General features: G+C 64.7%; 13 protein-coding genes and 1 riboswitch. Of the genes, 5 read left to right on the plus strand and 8 right to left on the minus strand.

Going from position 1 to position 15,476, the window contains the following annotated elements; genetic code table 11:
- Positions 1 to 53: 53 nt before the first annotated feature.
- Complete coding sequence (locus ACNFIC_RS21915; protein ID WP_138217918.1) at positions 54 to 1,349, minus strand: ATP-binding protein; 1,296 nt, start codon at positions 1,347 to 1,349, stop codon at positions 54 to 56.
- Positions 1,350 to 1,355: 6 nt separating this feature from the next.
- Entirely contained in the window at positions 1,356 to 2,057 is a 702-nt protein-coding gene (locus tag ACNFIC_RS21920) for a response regulator transcription factor (RefSeq protein WP_138217919.1), read from the minus strand.
- 153 nt (positions 2,058 to 2,210) lie between these two features.
- Between ACNFIC_RS21920 and mobA the strand changes: the two genes are divergently transcribed.
- Entirely contained in the window at positions 2,211 to 2,786 is a 576-nt protein-coding gene (mobA, locus tag ACNFIC_RS21925; RefSeq protein ID WP_416781987.1) for a molybdenum cofactor guanylyltransferase MobA, read from the plus strand.
- On the opposite strand, the gene ACNFIC_RS21930 is transcribed toward mobA, so the two are convergent.
- Positions 2,777 to 3,796 (minus strand): AraC family transcriptional regulator, encoded by a 1,020-nt coding sequence (locus ACNFIC_RS21930; RefSeq protein WP_416781988.1) that lies wholly within the window; start codon positions 3,794 to 3,796, stop codon positions 2,777 to 2,779. The two genes, mobA and ACNFIC_RS21930, sit on opposite strands and share 10 nt — an antisense overlap.
- Before the next feature lie 164 nt (positions 3,797 to 3,960).
- Here ACNFIC_RS21930 and ACNFIC_RS21935 point away from each other — a divergent pair, with 164 nt between their 5' ends.
- From ACNFIC_RS21935 to ACNFIC_RS21945, 3 genes are read left to right on the plus strand one after another with little or no spacing between them, the layout of a single operon-like run.
- The gene (locus ACNFIC_RS21935) at positions 3,961 to 5,145 is read left to right on the plus strand and encodes an acetyl-CoA C-acyltransferase family protein (RefSeq protein WP_416781989.1); all 1,185 of its coding nucleotides are present in this window, start codon (positions 3,961 to 3,963) and stop codon (positions 5,143 to 5,145) included.
- 10 nt (positions 5,146 to 5,155) lie between these two features.
- Positions 5,156 to 6,004 carry a 3-hydroxybutyryl-CoA dehydrogenase gene (locus ACNFIC_RS21940; RefSeq protein ID WP_416781990.1) on the plus strand — a complete coding sequence of 283 codons (849 nt, stop codon included), beginning with the start codon at positions 5,156 to 5,158 and terminating at the stop codon, positions 6,002 to 6,004.
- Positions 6,005 to 6,016: 12 nt separating this feature from the next.
- A complete protein-coding gene (locus ACNFIC_RS21945) occupies positions 6,017 to 6,604 on the plus strand; it encodes a TetR/AcrR family transcriptional regulator (RefSeq protein ID WP_138217926.1) in 588 nt (195 codons plus the stop codon).
- An 11-nt stretch (positions 6,605 to 6,615) separates the two neighbouring features.
- Here ACNFIC_RS21945 and ACNFIC_RS21950 read toward each other — a convergent pair whose 3' ends face one another.
- The gene (locus ACNFIC_RS21950; protein ID WP_138217927.1) at positions 6,616 to 7,941 is read right to left on the minus strand and encodes a sigma-54 dependent transcriptional regulator; all 1,326 of its coding nucleotides are present in this window, start codon (positions 7,939 to 7,941) and stop codon (positions 6,616 to 6,618) included.
- 332 nt (positions 7,942 to 8,273) lie between these two features.
- Between ACNFIC_RS21950 and ACNFIC_RS21955 the strand changes: the two genes are divergently transcribed.
- Positions 8,274 to 8,540: a hypothetical protein gene (locus ACNFIC_RS21955; RefSeq protein WP_138217928.1), complete on the plus strand. Its 267-nt coding sequence runs from the start codon at positions 8,274 to 8,276 to the stop codon at positions 8,538 to 8,540.
- 100 nt (positions 8,541 to 8,640) lie between these two features.
- Here ACNFIC_RS21955 and ACNFIC_RS21960 read toward each other — a convergent pair whose 3' ends face one another.
- Genes ACNFIC_RS21960 through cobW form a run of 4 tightly spaced genes read right to left on the minus strand, consistent with a single transcriptional unit; the run spans position 8,641 to position 15,145 of the window.
- Positions 8,641 to 9,261: a vWA domain-containing protein gene (locus ACNFIC_RS21960; protein ID WP_416782021.1), complete on the minus strand. Its 621-nt coding sequence runs from the start codon at positions 9,259 to 9,261 to the stop codon at positions 8,641 to 8,643.
- 53 nt (positions 9,262 to 9,314) lie between these two features.
- Complete coding sequence (locus tag ACNFIC_RS21965; RefSeq protein WP_138217929.1) at positions 9,315 to 10,310, minus strand: ATP-binding protein; 996 nt, start codon at positions 10,308 to 10,310, stop codon at positions 9,315 to 9,317.
- A gap of 2 nt (positions 10,311 to 10,312) precedes the next feature.
- Positions 10,313 to 14,074: a cobaltochelatase subunit CobN gene (gene cobN / locus ACNFIC_RS21970; RefSeq protein ID WP_416781991.1), complete on the minus strand. Its 3,762-nt coding sequence runs from the start codon at positions 14,072 to 14,074 to the stop codon at positions 10,313 to 10,315.
- 3 nt (positions 14,075 to 14,077) lie between these two features.
- Positions 14,078 to 15,145, minus strand: a complete 1,068-nt coding sequence (gene cobW / locus ACNFIC_RS21975; RefSeq protein WP_416781992.1) for a cobalamin biosynthesis protein CobW — start codon at positions 15,143 to 15,145, stop codon at positions 14,078 to 14,080.
- Positions 15,146 to 15,245: 100 nt separating this feature from the next.
- A riboswitch (cobalamin riboswitch) is annotated at positions 15,246 to 15,443 on the minus strand.
- Positions 15,444 to 15,476: the final 33 nt, after the last annotated feature.

Consider the following 15,476-nt stretch of genomic DNA (forward strand, 5'->3'; position numbering starts at 1 on the left):
CAGCGCGCCCCAAGAACGCCGTACACCGTAAAAAAGCACGTACGGCGCAGCCCTCAAGCCTTGGGCAACCTGATGCGAAACTGCGCACCGCCGAGTACCGACTGCGCCACCGTCAGGCTGCCACCCTGCCCCTCGATGGCCCGTCGACTGATCGCCAGGCCCAAACCGAAACCGCCCGTGCTGCGGTCGCGGCTGCGATCCAGACGGTAGAACGGTTGGAAGATTCGCTCACGCTCCTGTGGCGGGATACCGATACCGTCGTCTTCGACCGTCAGCAGACAGCCTGCTGCGTCCTGGCTCAGGCACAGCATCAAGGCTGCGTCGCAATAACGCATGGCATTGCGTACCAAGTTCTGCACGGCACGCGCGGTCAGCCGCGGGTCGAGCACGAAGCGCGGCAGCTCGCCTTCGCAACGTACTTCCCAGTGGATACCCCGGCCATCGAGTTCTTCGGCAAAACCACCCAGTACACTGTCAACCAGCTCCAAAAGCGACACCTCGACCCGTTCGCGGGCCTGGTCGGCGTTGTACAAGCGACTGTACGACAGCAGCTCCAGCACCAGTTCGTCCAGCTCGCGCACATGCCCCACCAGCGCCAACAGGCGCTTGCGGCAATCCGGCGGCACTTCGTCGAACAGCAGTACCAGGCCGAAATCCAGGCGGGTGAGCGGCGTGCGCAATTCGTGGGAAACCGCATTGAGCAGTTCGCGCTGCTGATTGACATGGCGCTCCAGGTCGCCCGCCATGGCGTCGAACACCCCGGCCAGTTCGCCGATGTTCGAGCGCGGCGAAATGTGCGTACGTTCGCTCATCACCCCCTGCCCCAGACGCCGCGCAGTCTCCTTGAGGCGCTCCAGGTCGCGCCAGTGCGGCCACACCCACAGCAACAGGCAACCGAGCATGGCTGCGCCTATCAGCACCGTCACGCCCCAGGACAGCAGGTTGATGTCCACAGGGTCGGGCGGTGAATGCAGACGTACCACCCAGCCATCGCCCAGCGGCGCCAACACAGTTTCGTAGTAGCCCCACTCGCCGATGCGCACGGCATGCAGGCCGTGCTCCAGACGCGCGCGTTCTTCTGGTCGCAGGTCGGCGTCGCCAATCGGCAGCAGGCTCAGTTGCAGCGGCGCGAACGCCGTGGCTAGCTCCTGCTCCACGGCAGGCCACTGCTCCACCGGGGCCTGTTGGAACTGGCGCACGATCAACGCCTGCACGCCCTTGGCCTGATCGAGGTTGAAATTCACGAAGCGCTGGTGGAAAGCGCCGACGATGGCATCAGGTATGAGCAACAAAGCCCCGGCGTAGGCGACGATGATCAGCAGGTACAGCCGCACCAGGATCTTCAGCATGACGGCTCAGTACTCCCACTCGACCCGGCTGAACAGGTAACCCTTGCCCCACACGGTCTTGATCTTGCGCGCCTCGCCCGCGCTGTCATCGAACTTGCGCCGCAGCTTGGAGATGGCCACATCCACCGAACGATCGGTGCCGTTGAATTCGATACCGCGCAACTGTTGCAGGATCCGGTCGCGACTGAGCACCTCGCCGGCATTGCGCGCCAGCACCACGAGCAAGTTGTACTCGCTGGCGGACAGCTCGACTTCCTCGCCGCGCCAACTGACCACGCGTTCGTCCAACGCGATACTTAGCCCGCCGACCTGGATCCGCTCGCCGTCCAGACGCGGCTCGTTGACGCTGCTACGGCGCAACAGGGTACGCACGCGGGCCAGCAGGACCCTGGGTTCGCAAGGTTTGGTCACGTAGTCGTCGGCGCCCATCTCCAGCCCTAGCACCTGGTCATGACTGTCGTCGCGAGCGGTCAGCATGAGAATTGGCAGGCTGCGCGACTGCTGGCGCAGCAACCGGCACACCTGCAGGCCATCAAGCCCTGGCAGCATCAGGTCGAGGATCACCAGGTCCGGCCGCGCCCGTTGCAGCGCCTCCAGCACATGATCCCCCCGGGCGATCACCTGGACGTGGAAGTCGTTGCGTTGCAGGTAGCTGGCGATCAGTTCGGACAGGGCGCTGTCGTCTTCGACCAGGAGAATGTTCGGCATGGGCGGATCATGTGCGTGTGAAGAACGTGCAGGATAACGAATTCACCATGCTCCTCGCCGCCTGTTCACATATTTTCACAACACAGGCCCCAACTGGACAGTCGGCCGCGTGAATGAGAGGGTTGGCACATCGTCTCTGTGGACCTGCTTGCCATGCCTGATGCTCTCCCCCCCTGCTCCATCCTGATCCTCGCCGGCGGTCGCGGCCAACGCATGGGCGGTCGTGACAAGGGCTTGGTGGCGTGGCGTGGCAAGCCGCTAGTGGCGCATGTGCAACGAGCGGTGCGCGGGTTGAGCGACGACGTGGTGATTTCCTGCAACCGCAACCACAGCGCCTATGCCCACTACGCCGATCAACTGGTAAGCGATGCCGAAGCGGACTTCCCTGGTCCGTTGGCGGGCGTTATCGCCGGGCTCAAGGTCGCGCGGCATGATTGGGTAGTGCTGTTGGCGTGCGACGCGCCACAGATCGAGCGCACGCTGGTAGAGGCGCTACTGGCCAAGGCCTGTGAGCATGACAGCGCCGCCATGGTGCACCAGAGTGGCTATTGGCAGCCGATGTTCAGCGTCTTGCCGCGACGCATGCTGGCGCAGTTGGAACAGGCCTGGGCGAGCGGCGAACGCAGCCTGCAAAAAGCCCTGCGCGTGGCGCCGATTCAGGCACTGGAGTGTGCCGAGGATGATCCGCGCCTGAGCAATTTCAACAGCCCGGAACGGCTTCAAGACTGAGCCGCGCCACTGAGCTTGGCTCGGTAAACCCCAGGGCTGTGCCCGGTCCACTTCTTGAACGCACGGTGAAACGCGCTAGGCTCCTGAAAGCCCGTCTGTGCGGCGATGTCGCCGATGCTCAGGCGGCCCTCACGCAACAACTCGAATGCCATGGCACGCCGTACTTCGTCCTTGATCTGCTGGTACGAACGCCCCTCGCGCTCCAGGCGTCGGCGCAAGCTGCTGGCGCTAAGCCGATGCCGCTCGGCCATCGCATCGAGGGTCGGCCACTGCCCGTAATGATGGGTGCGCAGGTGACGATACACCTCGGCCACCAAGCCATCGTGGTTGCGAAAGCGAATCACCAGCCCCTGCGGTGCGCTACGCAGGAAGGTCTTCAGGGCCGCCAGGTCCTGTACCACCGGCAGACGCAGCCAGGCGCTGTCGAACTCCACTTCGGTCCGCCCGGTGCCAAGGCGCACATCCGGGCCCCACAGCAGCGCATCGTCTTCCTGGGCGGGGCGCGCCAGGGCCATTTCGGTACGGTCGATGGCGATGCGTCGCCCGGCCAGCCAGCACAACAGGCCGATCACCAGCACCAGATAGGTTTCCTCGGCGTAGACCCGTGTCTGTGGATCAGGTATGTCCGATTGCAGGCTGATCACCGCCCGTGCGCCACGCACCGTGAGGCTGCCGCGCAGCTCACGCAGGAACAGGCCGAAATTACCCAGGCACTGGCGCAAGGCTTTCTCCAGCGTCGGCTCCTGGATCAATCCACGGCAGATCAGCGCGAAGCTGCCTAACGGCATGCCATGGCTGTCGAGGCAGAAAAATTCGTCGCCCAGCGCCTCGATCAACGCCAGCCACAGACGCGCGAATGCCTTGGCCGGCACCCGCGCCTGGGGTTGGGCCAACAGCGCCGGATCGATGCCTACCGCGCGCAGGTGCGCGTCGCGTACCTGTGGCTGATCGCGCAGGGCATGCAGCATGGCCTTGAGAAAGTACACCGCGACCGTGTCGGTATCGCGCATGACAGAAATCCGCTACTGAGTGGCAAAAAACGCCAAGTTGGCTGAACAGATCCGGCATAGGTCCGCGCCAGGCCTTTGTCTAGACTCCTTGCAGCCTCACCGGCGGCGGTCATTCTCGCAGAGCCCTGCCCCGCCTTGCCACGTCTTCGCATATGGAGCCCTCTATGAGCAGCACGCAAATCTACGTCGTCAGTGCGGTACGTTCGGCCATCGGCAGCTTTGGCGGGGCCCTCAAGGACCTGCCCCTGGCCGAACTGGCCACGCAAGTCACCCGCGCCGCCATCGAACGCTCCGGGGTCGAGGCCGCACAGATCGGCCATCTGGTGATGGGCCACGTGATCCCCACCGAGCCGCGCGACGCCTACCTGAGCCGTGTGGCGGCGATGAACGCCGGCATCCCGAAGGAAACCCCAGCTTTTAGCGTCAACCGCCTGTGCGGCTCGGGCCTGCAAGCGATCGTCTCTGCGGCCCAAGGCCTGTTGCTGGGCGACAGCGACATCGCCCTGGCCGCTGGCGCCGAAGCGATGAGCCGCGGCCCGTACCTGCTGCCCCAGGCACGTTGGGGTGCGCGCATGGGTGACCTGCAAGGTATCGACTACATGGTCGGCGTGCTGCAGGACCCGTTCGAGCATTTCCACATGGGCATTACCGCCGAAAACGTCGCCGCCGCCCACGGCATCACCCGACAGATGCAGGATGAACTGGCCCTGACCAGCCAGCGCCGCGCCGCCCAGGCCATTGCCGAGGGGCGTTTCGACGGGCAGATCGTGCCCATCGAAGTCAAGACGCGCAAAGGGGTCGTGCAGTTCACCGTGGACGAAAACGTGCGCACTGAGGTGACAGCAGAACAACTGGCCGGCATGAAGCCTGTGTTCAAGAAGGACGGCAGCGTCACTGCCGGCAACGCCAGCAGCATCAATGACGGCGCCGCCGGGCTGGTACTGGCCACCGAGGATGCGGTGCGCCGCCTGGGCCTCAAACCGCTGGCGCGGCTGGTGGCCTACGCCCACGCCGGGGTGGAGCCAGCACTGATGGGGCTCGGCCCGATACCGGCCACCCAGAAGGTGCTGCAAAAGGCGCGCCTTAAGGTCGGTGACCTGGATGTAATCGAATCCAACGAAGCCTTCGCGGCGCAGGCCTGTGCGGTATCGCGCGCGCTGGATTTCGACCCGGCGAAGGTCAATCCCAACGGTTCGGGCATCTCCCTAGGCCACCCGGTAGGCGCTACCGGGGCGATCATCGCCACCAAGGCGATTCATGAATTGCAGCGTGTGCAGGGCCGCTATGCCCTGGCTACCATGTGCATCGGCGGCGGCCAAGGCATCGCCGTGGTCTTCGAACGGGTTTGAGGAGCGCAGCATGAGTATCGAACAGATTGCCGTGATCGGCGCCGGCACCATGGGCAATGGCATTGCGCAGATGTGCGCACTGGCAGGCTACCCGGTGCTGCTGGTGGATGTGTCCGACGCCGCCCTGGAGCGCGGTGTCACCACCTTGGGCAAGAACCTCGAACGCCAGGTGAGCAAAGGCACTGTCGACGCCGACAAAGCCGCTGCGGCAAAGGCACGCATTCGCACCAGCACCGACTACACCCAACTGGGCGGCGCACAGCTGGTGATTGAGGCGGCAACCGAGAACCTGCAACTCAAGCAGCGCATCTTGCAGCAAGTGGCAGCCAACGTCAGCGAAACGTGTGTGATCGCCACCAACACCTCGTCGTTGTCAGTGACGGCGCTCGGCGCCAGCATCGAGCACCCCGAGCGTTTTATCGGCGTGCACTTCTTCAACCCGGTACCGATGATGGCACTGGTCGAGATCATTCGCGGCCTGCAAACCAGCGACGCCACCTACGCCAAGGCGCTGCTGGTCACCGAAAAGCTCGGCAAGACGCCGATCAGCGCCGGTAATCGCCCAGGCTTCGTGGTCAATCGCATCCTGGTGCCGATGATCAACGAGGCGATTTTCGTGCGCCAGGAAGGCTTGGCCAGTGCCGAGGACATCGACACGGGCATGCGCCTGGGCTGCAACCAGCCGATTGGCCCACTGGCCTTGGCCGACCTGATCGGCCTGGACACCCTGCTGGCGATCATGGAAGCGTTCCACGAGGGCTTCAACGACAGCAAGTACCGGCCTGCCCCGCTGCTCAAGGAGATGGTTGCCGCCGGCTACCTCGGGCGCAAGAGCGGTCGCGGCTTCTTCAACTACTGACGGAGACGCGCCATGCCCGCGTTCGATGCCGCCCTGCGTTGTGCCCGTTTCGAAGAGCGTCGCGAGCGGGCCATGGCGCTGTTCGCCGAAAAAGGTTTCGGCCAGGTCAGCATGCGTGAACTGGCCGCCCATGTAGGCCTGGCCGCAGGCTCGCTGTACCACCACTTTCCCAGCAAGCAGGATTTGCTGTACGACTTGATCGAGGAGCTGTTCGACGCGTTGCACGCCACGCTCGATCAAGGGCGGCGCGCCAAGGCACAGGGGCAACCCGTGTTGGTCTGCCTGATTGCCGCGCATTGGCGGCTGCACGCGCAACGGCCCTTGCTGTATCGCCTGGCGGAGCGCGATTTCTGTTGCCTGACCCCGATCCAGCAGCAGGACCTCGCGCAATTGCGCCAACGCTACGAAGACGGCCTGCTGCGCCTGGTCGCGCCAAATGCACGCCTGAGCGGTGAAGCACTGGCCGCCGCCGGCCAGGTGCTGGCCACCCAACTCAACCAGTTACCCACCCTACTGCGTGCCCGGCGCTTGAGCGAGGCGCAAGGACTGGCGTTGATGGAAAGCCTGGTGCTAGGAGGAATCGAGCGGGCGCTGCACTGAGCGAGCACCCGTCAACGAATCTGGTGCTTGTGCAGCAGCCGATAGAACGTTGGCCGGGAAATCCCCAGCACCTTGGCGGCGATGCTCATGTTGTCGCTATGCCGGTCGAGTACGTCGCACAACGCCTGGCGCTCGGCGCGGTGCTTGTAGTCTTCGAGCGTGCCCAAGGGCTGGTCCTGTTCGTGCAAGTCTTGCAAGCCCAGGTCCTGGGCTTCAATCTGCCGCCCTTCGGCCAGAACCAAACCACGCCGAACACGGTTGGCAAGCTCACGCACATTGCCCGGCCAGTCGTGCCGCCCCATGGCGGCAAGTGCGTTGTCGCTGAACGAACGCGGGCGCCGCCCGGTCTCCAGGCTGTAGAAACGCGCGAAATGGCTGGCCAGCATCGACAAATCGCCATGTCGCTCACGCAGCGGTGCGGTCACGACCTGCAATACGTTGAGGCGGTAGTACAAGTCCTCGCGAAAACGCCCCAGGCCTATGGCCTTTTCCAAGTCGACGTGGGTCGCCGCGAGCACCCTGACATCGACCGCAATCGGCTGGCTCGCGCCGACCCGCTCGATCTGTTTCTCTTGCAGAAAACGCAGCAAGTTGGCCTGAAGCTCCAATGGCAAGTCACCGATTTCGTCGAGGAACAAGGTACCGCCATGGGCCGCCTCGATGCGCCCGACCTTGCGCTGGTGCGCGCCGGTGAACGCACCTTTTTCATGGCCGAACAATTCGGACTGGATCAGGTGCTCAGGGATCGCACCGCAGTTGATCGCGATGAACGGCTGGTCATGGCGCTGCGACAACCGATGCAGGGTGCGCGCCACCAATTCCTTGCCGGTCCCGCTCTCGCCACGGATCAATACTGGCGACTCGGTGGGTGCCAGCTTGCCCAGCAGCTTGCGCAGTTCGCGGATCGCTCGACTCTCGCCCAACAGTTCATGCTCGTGTTCATCGACCCGCACCGCACCTTGACCACGCAGGCGCGCCATACCGAAAGCACGCCCGAGGGTGATCTGTACCCGCGACACGTCGAACGGCAGGGTATGGAAGTCGAAGAACCATTCGCAGACGAAGTCGCCGACATTCTGCATGCGCAATTCCTCGGCGCTGAGCACCGCGATCCACTCGGTCTTGCTGCGCTTGATCAGGTCCTTGACCGCATCGGGGTGGCGCAGGTGCGAGGCTTGCAAACGCACCAAGCCGACATCGCAGGGGTGTTCAAGTGCCGCGTCGAGGGTGCAGCTGCTGACATCCCAGCCAACACTGCGCAGGACCGGAAGCAGGCGATGGCAATCCTCGCAGGGGTCGACGATGAGCAGGCGACGCTGGGATGAAGGTTCAAGCATGACCTTTCCTTGGCGCCGGTTTTAGGTTTTTTTCGTATAAACAGTAAGTTGCGACGCCAAATAAACAGTAGCAATGAACTTGACGCGCCCCACTACCGTTGGTCAGTCCGTTTTATCCCAGACGCGGCCTACAGGGAATTTTCAGGCCTGATCAGCGTCCCACTCGCGAACACCGACAACTCTGCAACATGACCGGTTAAAAAATTTTCAAAGGTGTGTGACTCCAACCCTGATCAAGAGCATCAGTACAATTAACCCCGCGCTGCATGTGAGACAGGAACAACATCGCGGAAAGACCTTTTCGCTGTTTGGGACCATAGAGAGACCGAACCATGAATGCCCCGCTGCGTGTCAACGAAGCCCTGCTGATTGCCGACCACGCCTTCGAACCGTTCCAGTGCGTTGCCTGGGACGCCCCCAACGGGACCGGTGAGCTGACCCTGGCAGTGGTCGATCGGACCAGCACCCGCATTGGCGCCAAGCAAGTCTCCTCGCGGGTCTACTCGGACCCTGCGCAGTGGGCCAGCCTGATCGAGGAAGTGCGCGCCGAACTGCGCCAGAAAGGCTACGACCTTCAGCCCTGGTCGATGCCCGCGTAAGTGATGTTGTAATTGCAGGTGCGTGCTCGGCACGCACCTGCTGCAACTTTCAAATCGCCCAGCTGCAACTTTCTTTGTTCGCGACGTTATGTCGCAGCTATTAAGTTCGCTGACATTGCGGCAACTGTTCGATGTGCTGGTATTGGGCCTGAAGTTGCTCGGCAAGTTGTCGTGCCCGCCCCAGACGCACAGCCGCAAGTTCCATATCCACCACCAACGTGCTGCACGGTAACGGTGTAGGCGCCTGCCATCTTGCCAGGCGACCATCGGTCAGGAGCAGGCAGCGCTGCACTTCATGGGGTACCCGCTTGCCCCGCGCCAGTAACCATTGGCGCGCTTCTTCCAGCGCAGCGAACAGCGGCGTGCCTCCGCCTGCACCCAACGCCTGCAACCAGGGTTGTAACGCAGCAGACGCCTTGAGGCCGTGACGCTGCCAACGCGGCGCATCGCCACTGGCAGTGAGCAACGCCAGGCGCGCGCGCTGCCGGTAAGCCTGGTCGAACAACGCCGCCAACAGCCCCTTGGCTTGGGACAACGCCTGATGCCGACGCGTGGAAGCCGACGCATCGACGATCACCAGCCATAGCTCGGGTGCCTGGGCCTGACGCTGCTGCCAGCACAGGTCGCGACGCTGCCTAGGACGGCCCTTGAGCAAGGTAGCCAGCCAGGCGATACGGCCCTGCTCGGCCGCGCGAGCACGGCCACGCGCAGCGCTTGGCAGCTTGCCGATACGGGGCCTGGCATCCGTGGCCTGATCAGGGTGACGACGGATGCTCAGGGCTTTTTTGCCCAGTTCGGCACCTCGCGCCGCGCACCAGCATCTACCGGCTGTGGCGGCAACGCGCCCCAGTCGCCCTGCCCTTGACGTGGCTCGGCTTGTCCGGCCTGTTGTGGCGGTGCCGCCTGCGGTTGCGGGGCCTGGGCGCCACGGCGATGACGCAAGGCGAATTCGGCCACCGCGTCGATATCTTCTTCGCCGATGGCCGGTGCACCGCGCCAGGCGGCGTGAGCACGAGCGGCGCGCAGCCAGACCAGGTCGGCGCGCAAACCGTCGACGCCCGCGGCATAGCAGCGCTCGGTGATCAACGCCAGTGCTTGATCGTCCAGGGCAATCGCAGCCAAGCGCTCGCGGGCGCCATGGCAGCGCTCGCGCAACGCCCCCTGGGCCTGGGCCCATTGCGCACAGAACGCCTGTGGGTCGCTATCGAACGCCAGCCGCCGACGGATGATCTGTTGCCGTGCGTCAGGCGTTGGCAAGCCGTCGAGGGCGACATTGAGCCCGAAGCGGTCGAGTAACTGCGGGCGCAGCTCGCCTTCTTCGGGGTTCATGGTGCCGATCAACACGAAACGCGCCGAATGCCGGTGGGAGATGCCATCACGCTCGATGCGGTGGGTGCCGCTGGCGGCCACATCCAGGAGCAGGTCGACCAAGGGGTCGGGCAGCAAATTGACTTCATCCACGTACAGCACGCCACCATCGGCATGCGCCAGCAGCCCCGGCGAGAAACGCGCCTGGCCCTGGCCCAGCGCGGCGTCCAGGTCCAGCGTGCCCACCACGCGCTCCTCGGTAGCCCCCAGCGGCAGAGTGACGAACGGTGCGTCGCCCAACAAGTCAGCCAAGCCTCGGGCCAAGGTGCTCTTGGCCATGCCGCGCGGGCCTTCGATCAGCACACCACCAATCTTCGGGTCGATGGCGGTCAGGCACAGCGCCAGTTTCAGCGGCTCGGCGCCGACAACGGCGGCCAGGGGAAATTGTACGGGTTCGCTCATGGTCAGCAGTCTTCCTCGCCGTCGAGCAGCTGTTGTTCGAGGCTTTCGCGGTAATCGCCCGGATGCTGCCACAGACCACGCTGCTGGGCTTCCAGCAAACGTTCGGTGAGGTCGCGCAGGGCTTCGGGGTTGTGTTCGCGCATAAAATCACGGGTTGCCGGGTCGAGCACGTAGGCGTCGGCCAGACCTTGGTAATGATGGTCATCGATCAAGTGCGTGGTGGCATCGAAGGCGAACAGGTTGTCCACTGTCGCGGCCATTTCGAACGCCCCTTTGTAGCCATGGCGCTTGGCGCCGTCGATCCACTTGGGGTTCAGCGCACGGGCACGGATCACCCGGTTGAGTTCTTCCTTCAAGGTACGGATGCGTGGCCGGTCGGCCTGGCTGTGGTCGCCGTGGTAGCTGGCGCGAGAACTGCCAGCCAAGGTCTCGGCTGCGGCCAGCATGCCCCCCTGGAACTGGTAGTAGTCGTTGGAGTCGAGCAGGTCGTGCTCGTGGTTGTCCTGGTTCTGCAACACCGCCTGCACCTGGCTCAGGCGCTGGGCGAAGCGTTCACGCGCGGGGGTGCCTTCATCACTGGCACCGTAGGCGTAGCCGCCATGGTTGAGGTAGACCTCGGCCAGATCCTCACGTCCGTGCCACAGGCGCCCGTCGATGGCGTTCTGCACGCCTGCGCCGTAGGCGCCGGGCTTGGCGCCAAATACCCGCCAGCCGGCTTGACGGATGGCCAGCTCGGTATCCATGCCCTGATCGAGCAAGGCCTGGCGGTCACTGCGTACCCGCGCGGCAAGCGGGTTCAGATCATCCGGCTCATCCAGCGCGGCTACCGCCTGCACGGCAGCATCGAACAAGCGAATCAGATTGCCGAAGGCATCGCGGAAGAATCCCGACACCCGCAAGGTGACGTCTACGCGCGGGCGATCCAGCAGGCTCAACGGCAAAATCTCGAAGTCATCGACCCGCTGGCTGCCAGTGGCCCATACCGGGCGTACGCCCATCAGCGCCATGGCCTGGGCGATGTCGTCGCCACCGGTGCGCATGGTGGCAGTGCCCCATACCGACAGGCCCAACTGGCGCAGGTGGTCACCGTGGTCTTGCAGATGGCGCTCCAGAATCAGGTTGGCCGACGCCCAACCCAAGCGCCAGGCCGTGGTGGTGGGCAGGTTGCGCACATCGACCGTGTAGAAATTGCGCCCAGTCGGCAGTACGTCCAGGCGTCCACGGCTGGGGGCACCGCTGGGCCCTGCGGACACGAAACGCCCGGCCAGTGCCGCCAGCACACCCTCGATTTCCGCAGCGCCACAGGCATCCAGTTGCGGCGCCACCTGCTCGGCCAGCGCTTGCAAGACCTGGCGCACCGGTTCCCAGTCCTCCTGCGTGGGCAGTGCCAGCGTACCGTCCAAGGTCTGTTCGATGAGCGCCAGTGCCAGTTGCTCCAGACGCTCACGGGTGTCACCGGCAGTACGCCATAGCGCTGCGTCCTGTGCTTGCAGCATCGCCGGACGCGGCCCCTCCCACGGCAGACCCAGGTCACAATCCAGTGGGTCGATGCCCAACGCCAACGCCTTGGCCAGGCTGCGGATCAGGCTGGCGTTGCCGCCCTTGCCATCGCCGCGCTCGACCCGCAACAGCGCCAGCAGCGTGTCACGGCGCAGACGGCCCTCGGGCGACTGACCGAAAATGTGCAGCCCATCGCGGATCTGCGACTCTTTCAGGTCGCACAAGTAGGTGTCCAGGCGTGGCAGCCAGACCGCCGCGTCGTCGAGCTGGCCTTCGAGCGCAAGCTCGCGGTCGATATGGTTGGCCTTGACCAGTTCGAGGATATCGCGCTGCAACTCACGCGCGCGGCGCGGGTCGAGCAACTGCGCTTCATAGTACTCGTCGGCCAGTTGCTCCAAATGGCGCAGCGGGCCATAGGATTCGGCGCGGGTCAGCGGCGGCATCAGGTGATCGATGATCACCGCCTGGGTACGGCGCTTGGCTTGGGCGCCCTCGCCCGGATCGTTGACGATGAACGGATAGATGTTTGGCAGCGGCCCCAACAGCGCGTCCGGCCAGCATTGATTGGACAGCCCAACGCCCTTGCCCGGTAACCATTCGAGGTTGCCATGCTTGCCCACGTGAATCACCGCGTCGGCAGCGTAGCCGTTGCGCAGCCAGAAATGAAACGCGAGGTAGCCGTGCGGCGGCACCAGGTCCGGGTCGTGGTAGACCGCGCTGTGATCGACCTGATAGCCCCGTGCTGGCTGGATGCCAACGAAGGTCAGGCCGTAGCGCAGGCCCGCCACCATCATGCGCCCGGCGCGATACATCGGGTCCTGTTCAGGCGCGCCCCAGCGCTCGAGTACGGCGCGCTGGTTGGCCTCAGGCAAGGCGGCGAAGGCGGCGTGGTAATCGGCCATGCTCAGGCTTTGGGCGCAGGGGCGCTGGTCGAGGTGGTCCAGGTCGTTGGTCACTCCGCCCAGCAACTGGTGGATCAGTTGCGTGCCGCTGTCCGGCAGACCGGCCACCGGATAGCCCTGGGCTTGCAGAGCGTTGAGGATGTTCAGCGCCGCGCCCGGAGTGTCCAGGCCTACGCCGTTGCCAATGCGCCCATCGCGAGTCGGGTAGTTGGCCAGCACCAGGGCCACGCGTTTTTCCTGATTGTCCAGGCGCTGTAGCACCACCCAGCGCCGGGCAAGCTCGGCGACAAAATCCATGCGTTCGGGATGCGCGCGGTAACACACGACATCCGACTGGCTGCGCTCGCTGCGCCAGGCCAGGTCCTTGAAACTCACAGGTCGGGTGATGATGCGCCCGTCCAGCTCCGGCAAGGCGATATGCATGGCCAGGTCCCGGGCACCCAGGCCCTGCTCGCTCTGCTCCCAGGCTGGCTGGTTGTCCTGGGCACAGATTGCCTGCAGCACCGGTACGTCGCGACGCAGTGGACGCAAGTTGGGCCGCTCGGGGCTGGACAAGGCGAACCCTGTGGTGTTGATCACCACCTGCGCCTGCACCTCATCGAGCCACTGCTCGACCTGATCCAGGCAACCGGCCTCCTTGAGACTGGCCACGGCAATCGGCAGCGGGTTCAGGCCACAGGCCTGTAAACGCTGGCAGAACACGTCGATGAACGCGGTGTTGGCTGCCTGCAAGTGCGAGCGATAGAACAACAACGGCGCCACCGGCCATTGTGGGTTCCATTCGGCGTACCAGTCCTGTAGCTGCGCGCTGGGCCTGGCCGGGTGGTACACCGCCGTGCGCGGCAACGGCTGCGGTTCATCCCAGGCGTAGTCACGTCCAAGCCACTGGCTGGCCAGGCAGTTGAACAGGTTGACGGCGTTCGCCTTGCCACCCTGGCGCAGGTAGTGCCAGAGGCGCTCGGCCTGCTCGCCGCGCACGCTGCCGAGCCCCGTGAGTTCGGGATCGGGGCGGTCGTCGCCGGGCACCAGGATCAGGTGCACGCCACGGCTGGCCAGTTCCACCAGTTGCTCGACACCGTAGCGCCAGTAACCCACGCCGCCGTGCAGGGAGACCAGGATCACCTTGGCATGGCGCAACACCTGGTCGACATACAGGTCGACCGATGCGTGGTTCTGCACCTGCATCGGGTTGGCCAGACGCAGGCTGGGGAAATCGTCCGGCAACTGCTCGGCGGTATCGGCGAGCAGTGCCAGGTGCGAATCGCCGCTGCAGAGAATCACCAGCTCTGCCGGGGTCTGGCCGAGGTCGGCGATGCTGTCGTCCGGCACGAAGCCGCCGGGCTGGGTCCGCAGCAGGTGCATCGGTCAGGCGCCCAGGGCCTGGCGCAAGCGCGCCTCCAGCTGATTGGCGTCCAGATCCTGGCCAATCAGTACCAGACGGGTGATGCGCGGCTCATCCTGACGCCAGGCGCGGTCGAAGTGCTTGTCGAAACGCGTACCCACGCCCTGGATCAGCAGACGCATCGGCTTGCCGGGGATGGCGGCGAAGCCCTTGGCGCGCAGGATGCCGAACTCGGTGACCAATTGGTTCAGGGCCTCGAGCAGCAGGCCTTCGTCGGCCTCGGGCAGGTCGATGGAAATGGAATCGAAGGCGTCATGGTCGTGGTCGTCGTGCTCATCGCCGTCATGGTGCGAGTCGTGGTGGGTGCGACGACCATCGATGTGCGCCTCGGACTGCGCGCCCACGCCCAGCAGCACGTCCAGCGGCAGACGACCGCTGCTGGCTTCGATCACCTTGACCGCTGGCGGCAGCTCTTCGGCCACCTCGGCACGCACCTTGGCCAAGCCCTCGGCGTCGATCAGGTCGGCTTTGTTCAGCACTACCAGGTCGGCGCTGGCCAGTTGGTCGGCGAACAGTTCATGCAGGGGCGATTCGTGGTCCAGGTTGGGGTCGAGCTTGCGCTGGGCATCCACCTGCTCGGGGTAGGCGGCGAAGGTGCCGGCAGCCACGGCTGGGCTGTCGACCACGGTGATCACCGCATCGACGGTGCAGGCGTTACGGATTTCAGGCCACTGGAAGGCCTGCACCAGCGGTTTGGGCAGTGCCAGGCCGCTGGTTTCGATGAGGATGTGATCCAGGTCGCCGCGGCGTGCCACCAGTTCGCGCATCACCGGGAAGAACTCTTCCTGCACGGTGCAGCACAGGCAGCCGTTGGCCAGCTCGTAAACCCGGCCGTTGGCTTCTTCTTCGCTGCAGCCGATGCTGCATTGCTTGAGGATTTCGCCGTCGATGCCCAGCTCGCCGAACTCATTGACGATCACCGCGATGCGGCGGCCCTGGGCGTTGTCGAGCATGTGGCGCAGCAGCGTGGTTTTACCCGAGCCGAGAAAGCCGGTGACGATGGTGACGGGAAGCTTGGCCAGTGTTTTCATGTCGCAGTGCCCTTGGCAGCTATGGCGCGGGCAAGCGGTACGACAGCCACGGGCGTTGCCGGCCGGGCGCGTTCGCCACCGGATCACCCCGCCCGGTTGAATGTCGAAAACGTCGCGAGGCAGGTCTCCTGGCTTGCACGGTGCCGGCCAAAGCCGACCGGCTGGCGCCTTCCCGCGCGCTGCGCAGTGGCTGTGCCAGACCTTTGAGTGCCTACAGTTGCGGGGGCAGCCGCGGCTTCTACCGCGTTCCCGTCTTAGCTCCGGCGCGCGCCGGAGAACCTCGAACCGGCAAGGCTACGCAGTGCTCGCACGACGGTCAACCGCCCGACAC

It is taken from the genome of Pseudomonas sp. NY15463 (assembly GCF_048068415.1).
Taxonomy (GTDB): domain Bacteria; phylum Pseudomonadota; class Gammaproteobacteria; order Pseudomonadales; family Pseudomonadaceae; genus Aquipseudomonas; species Aquipseudomonas mosselii_C.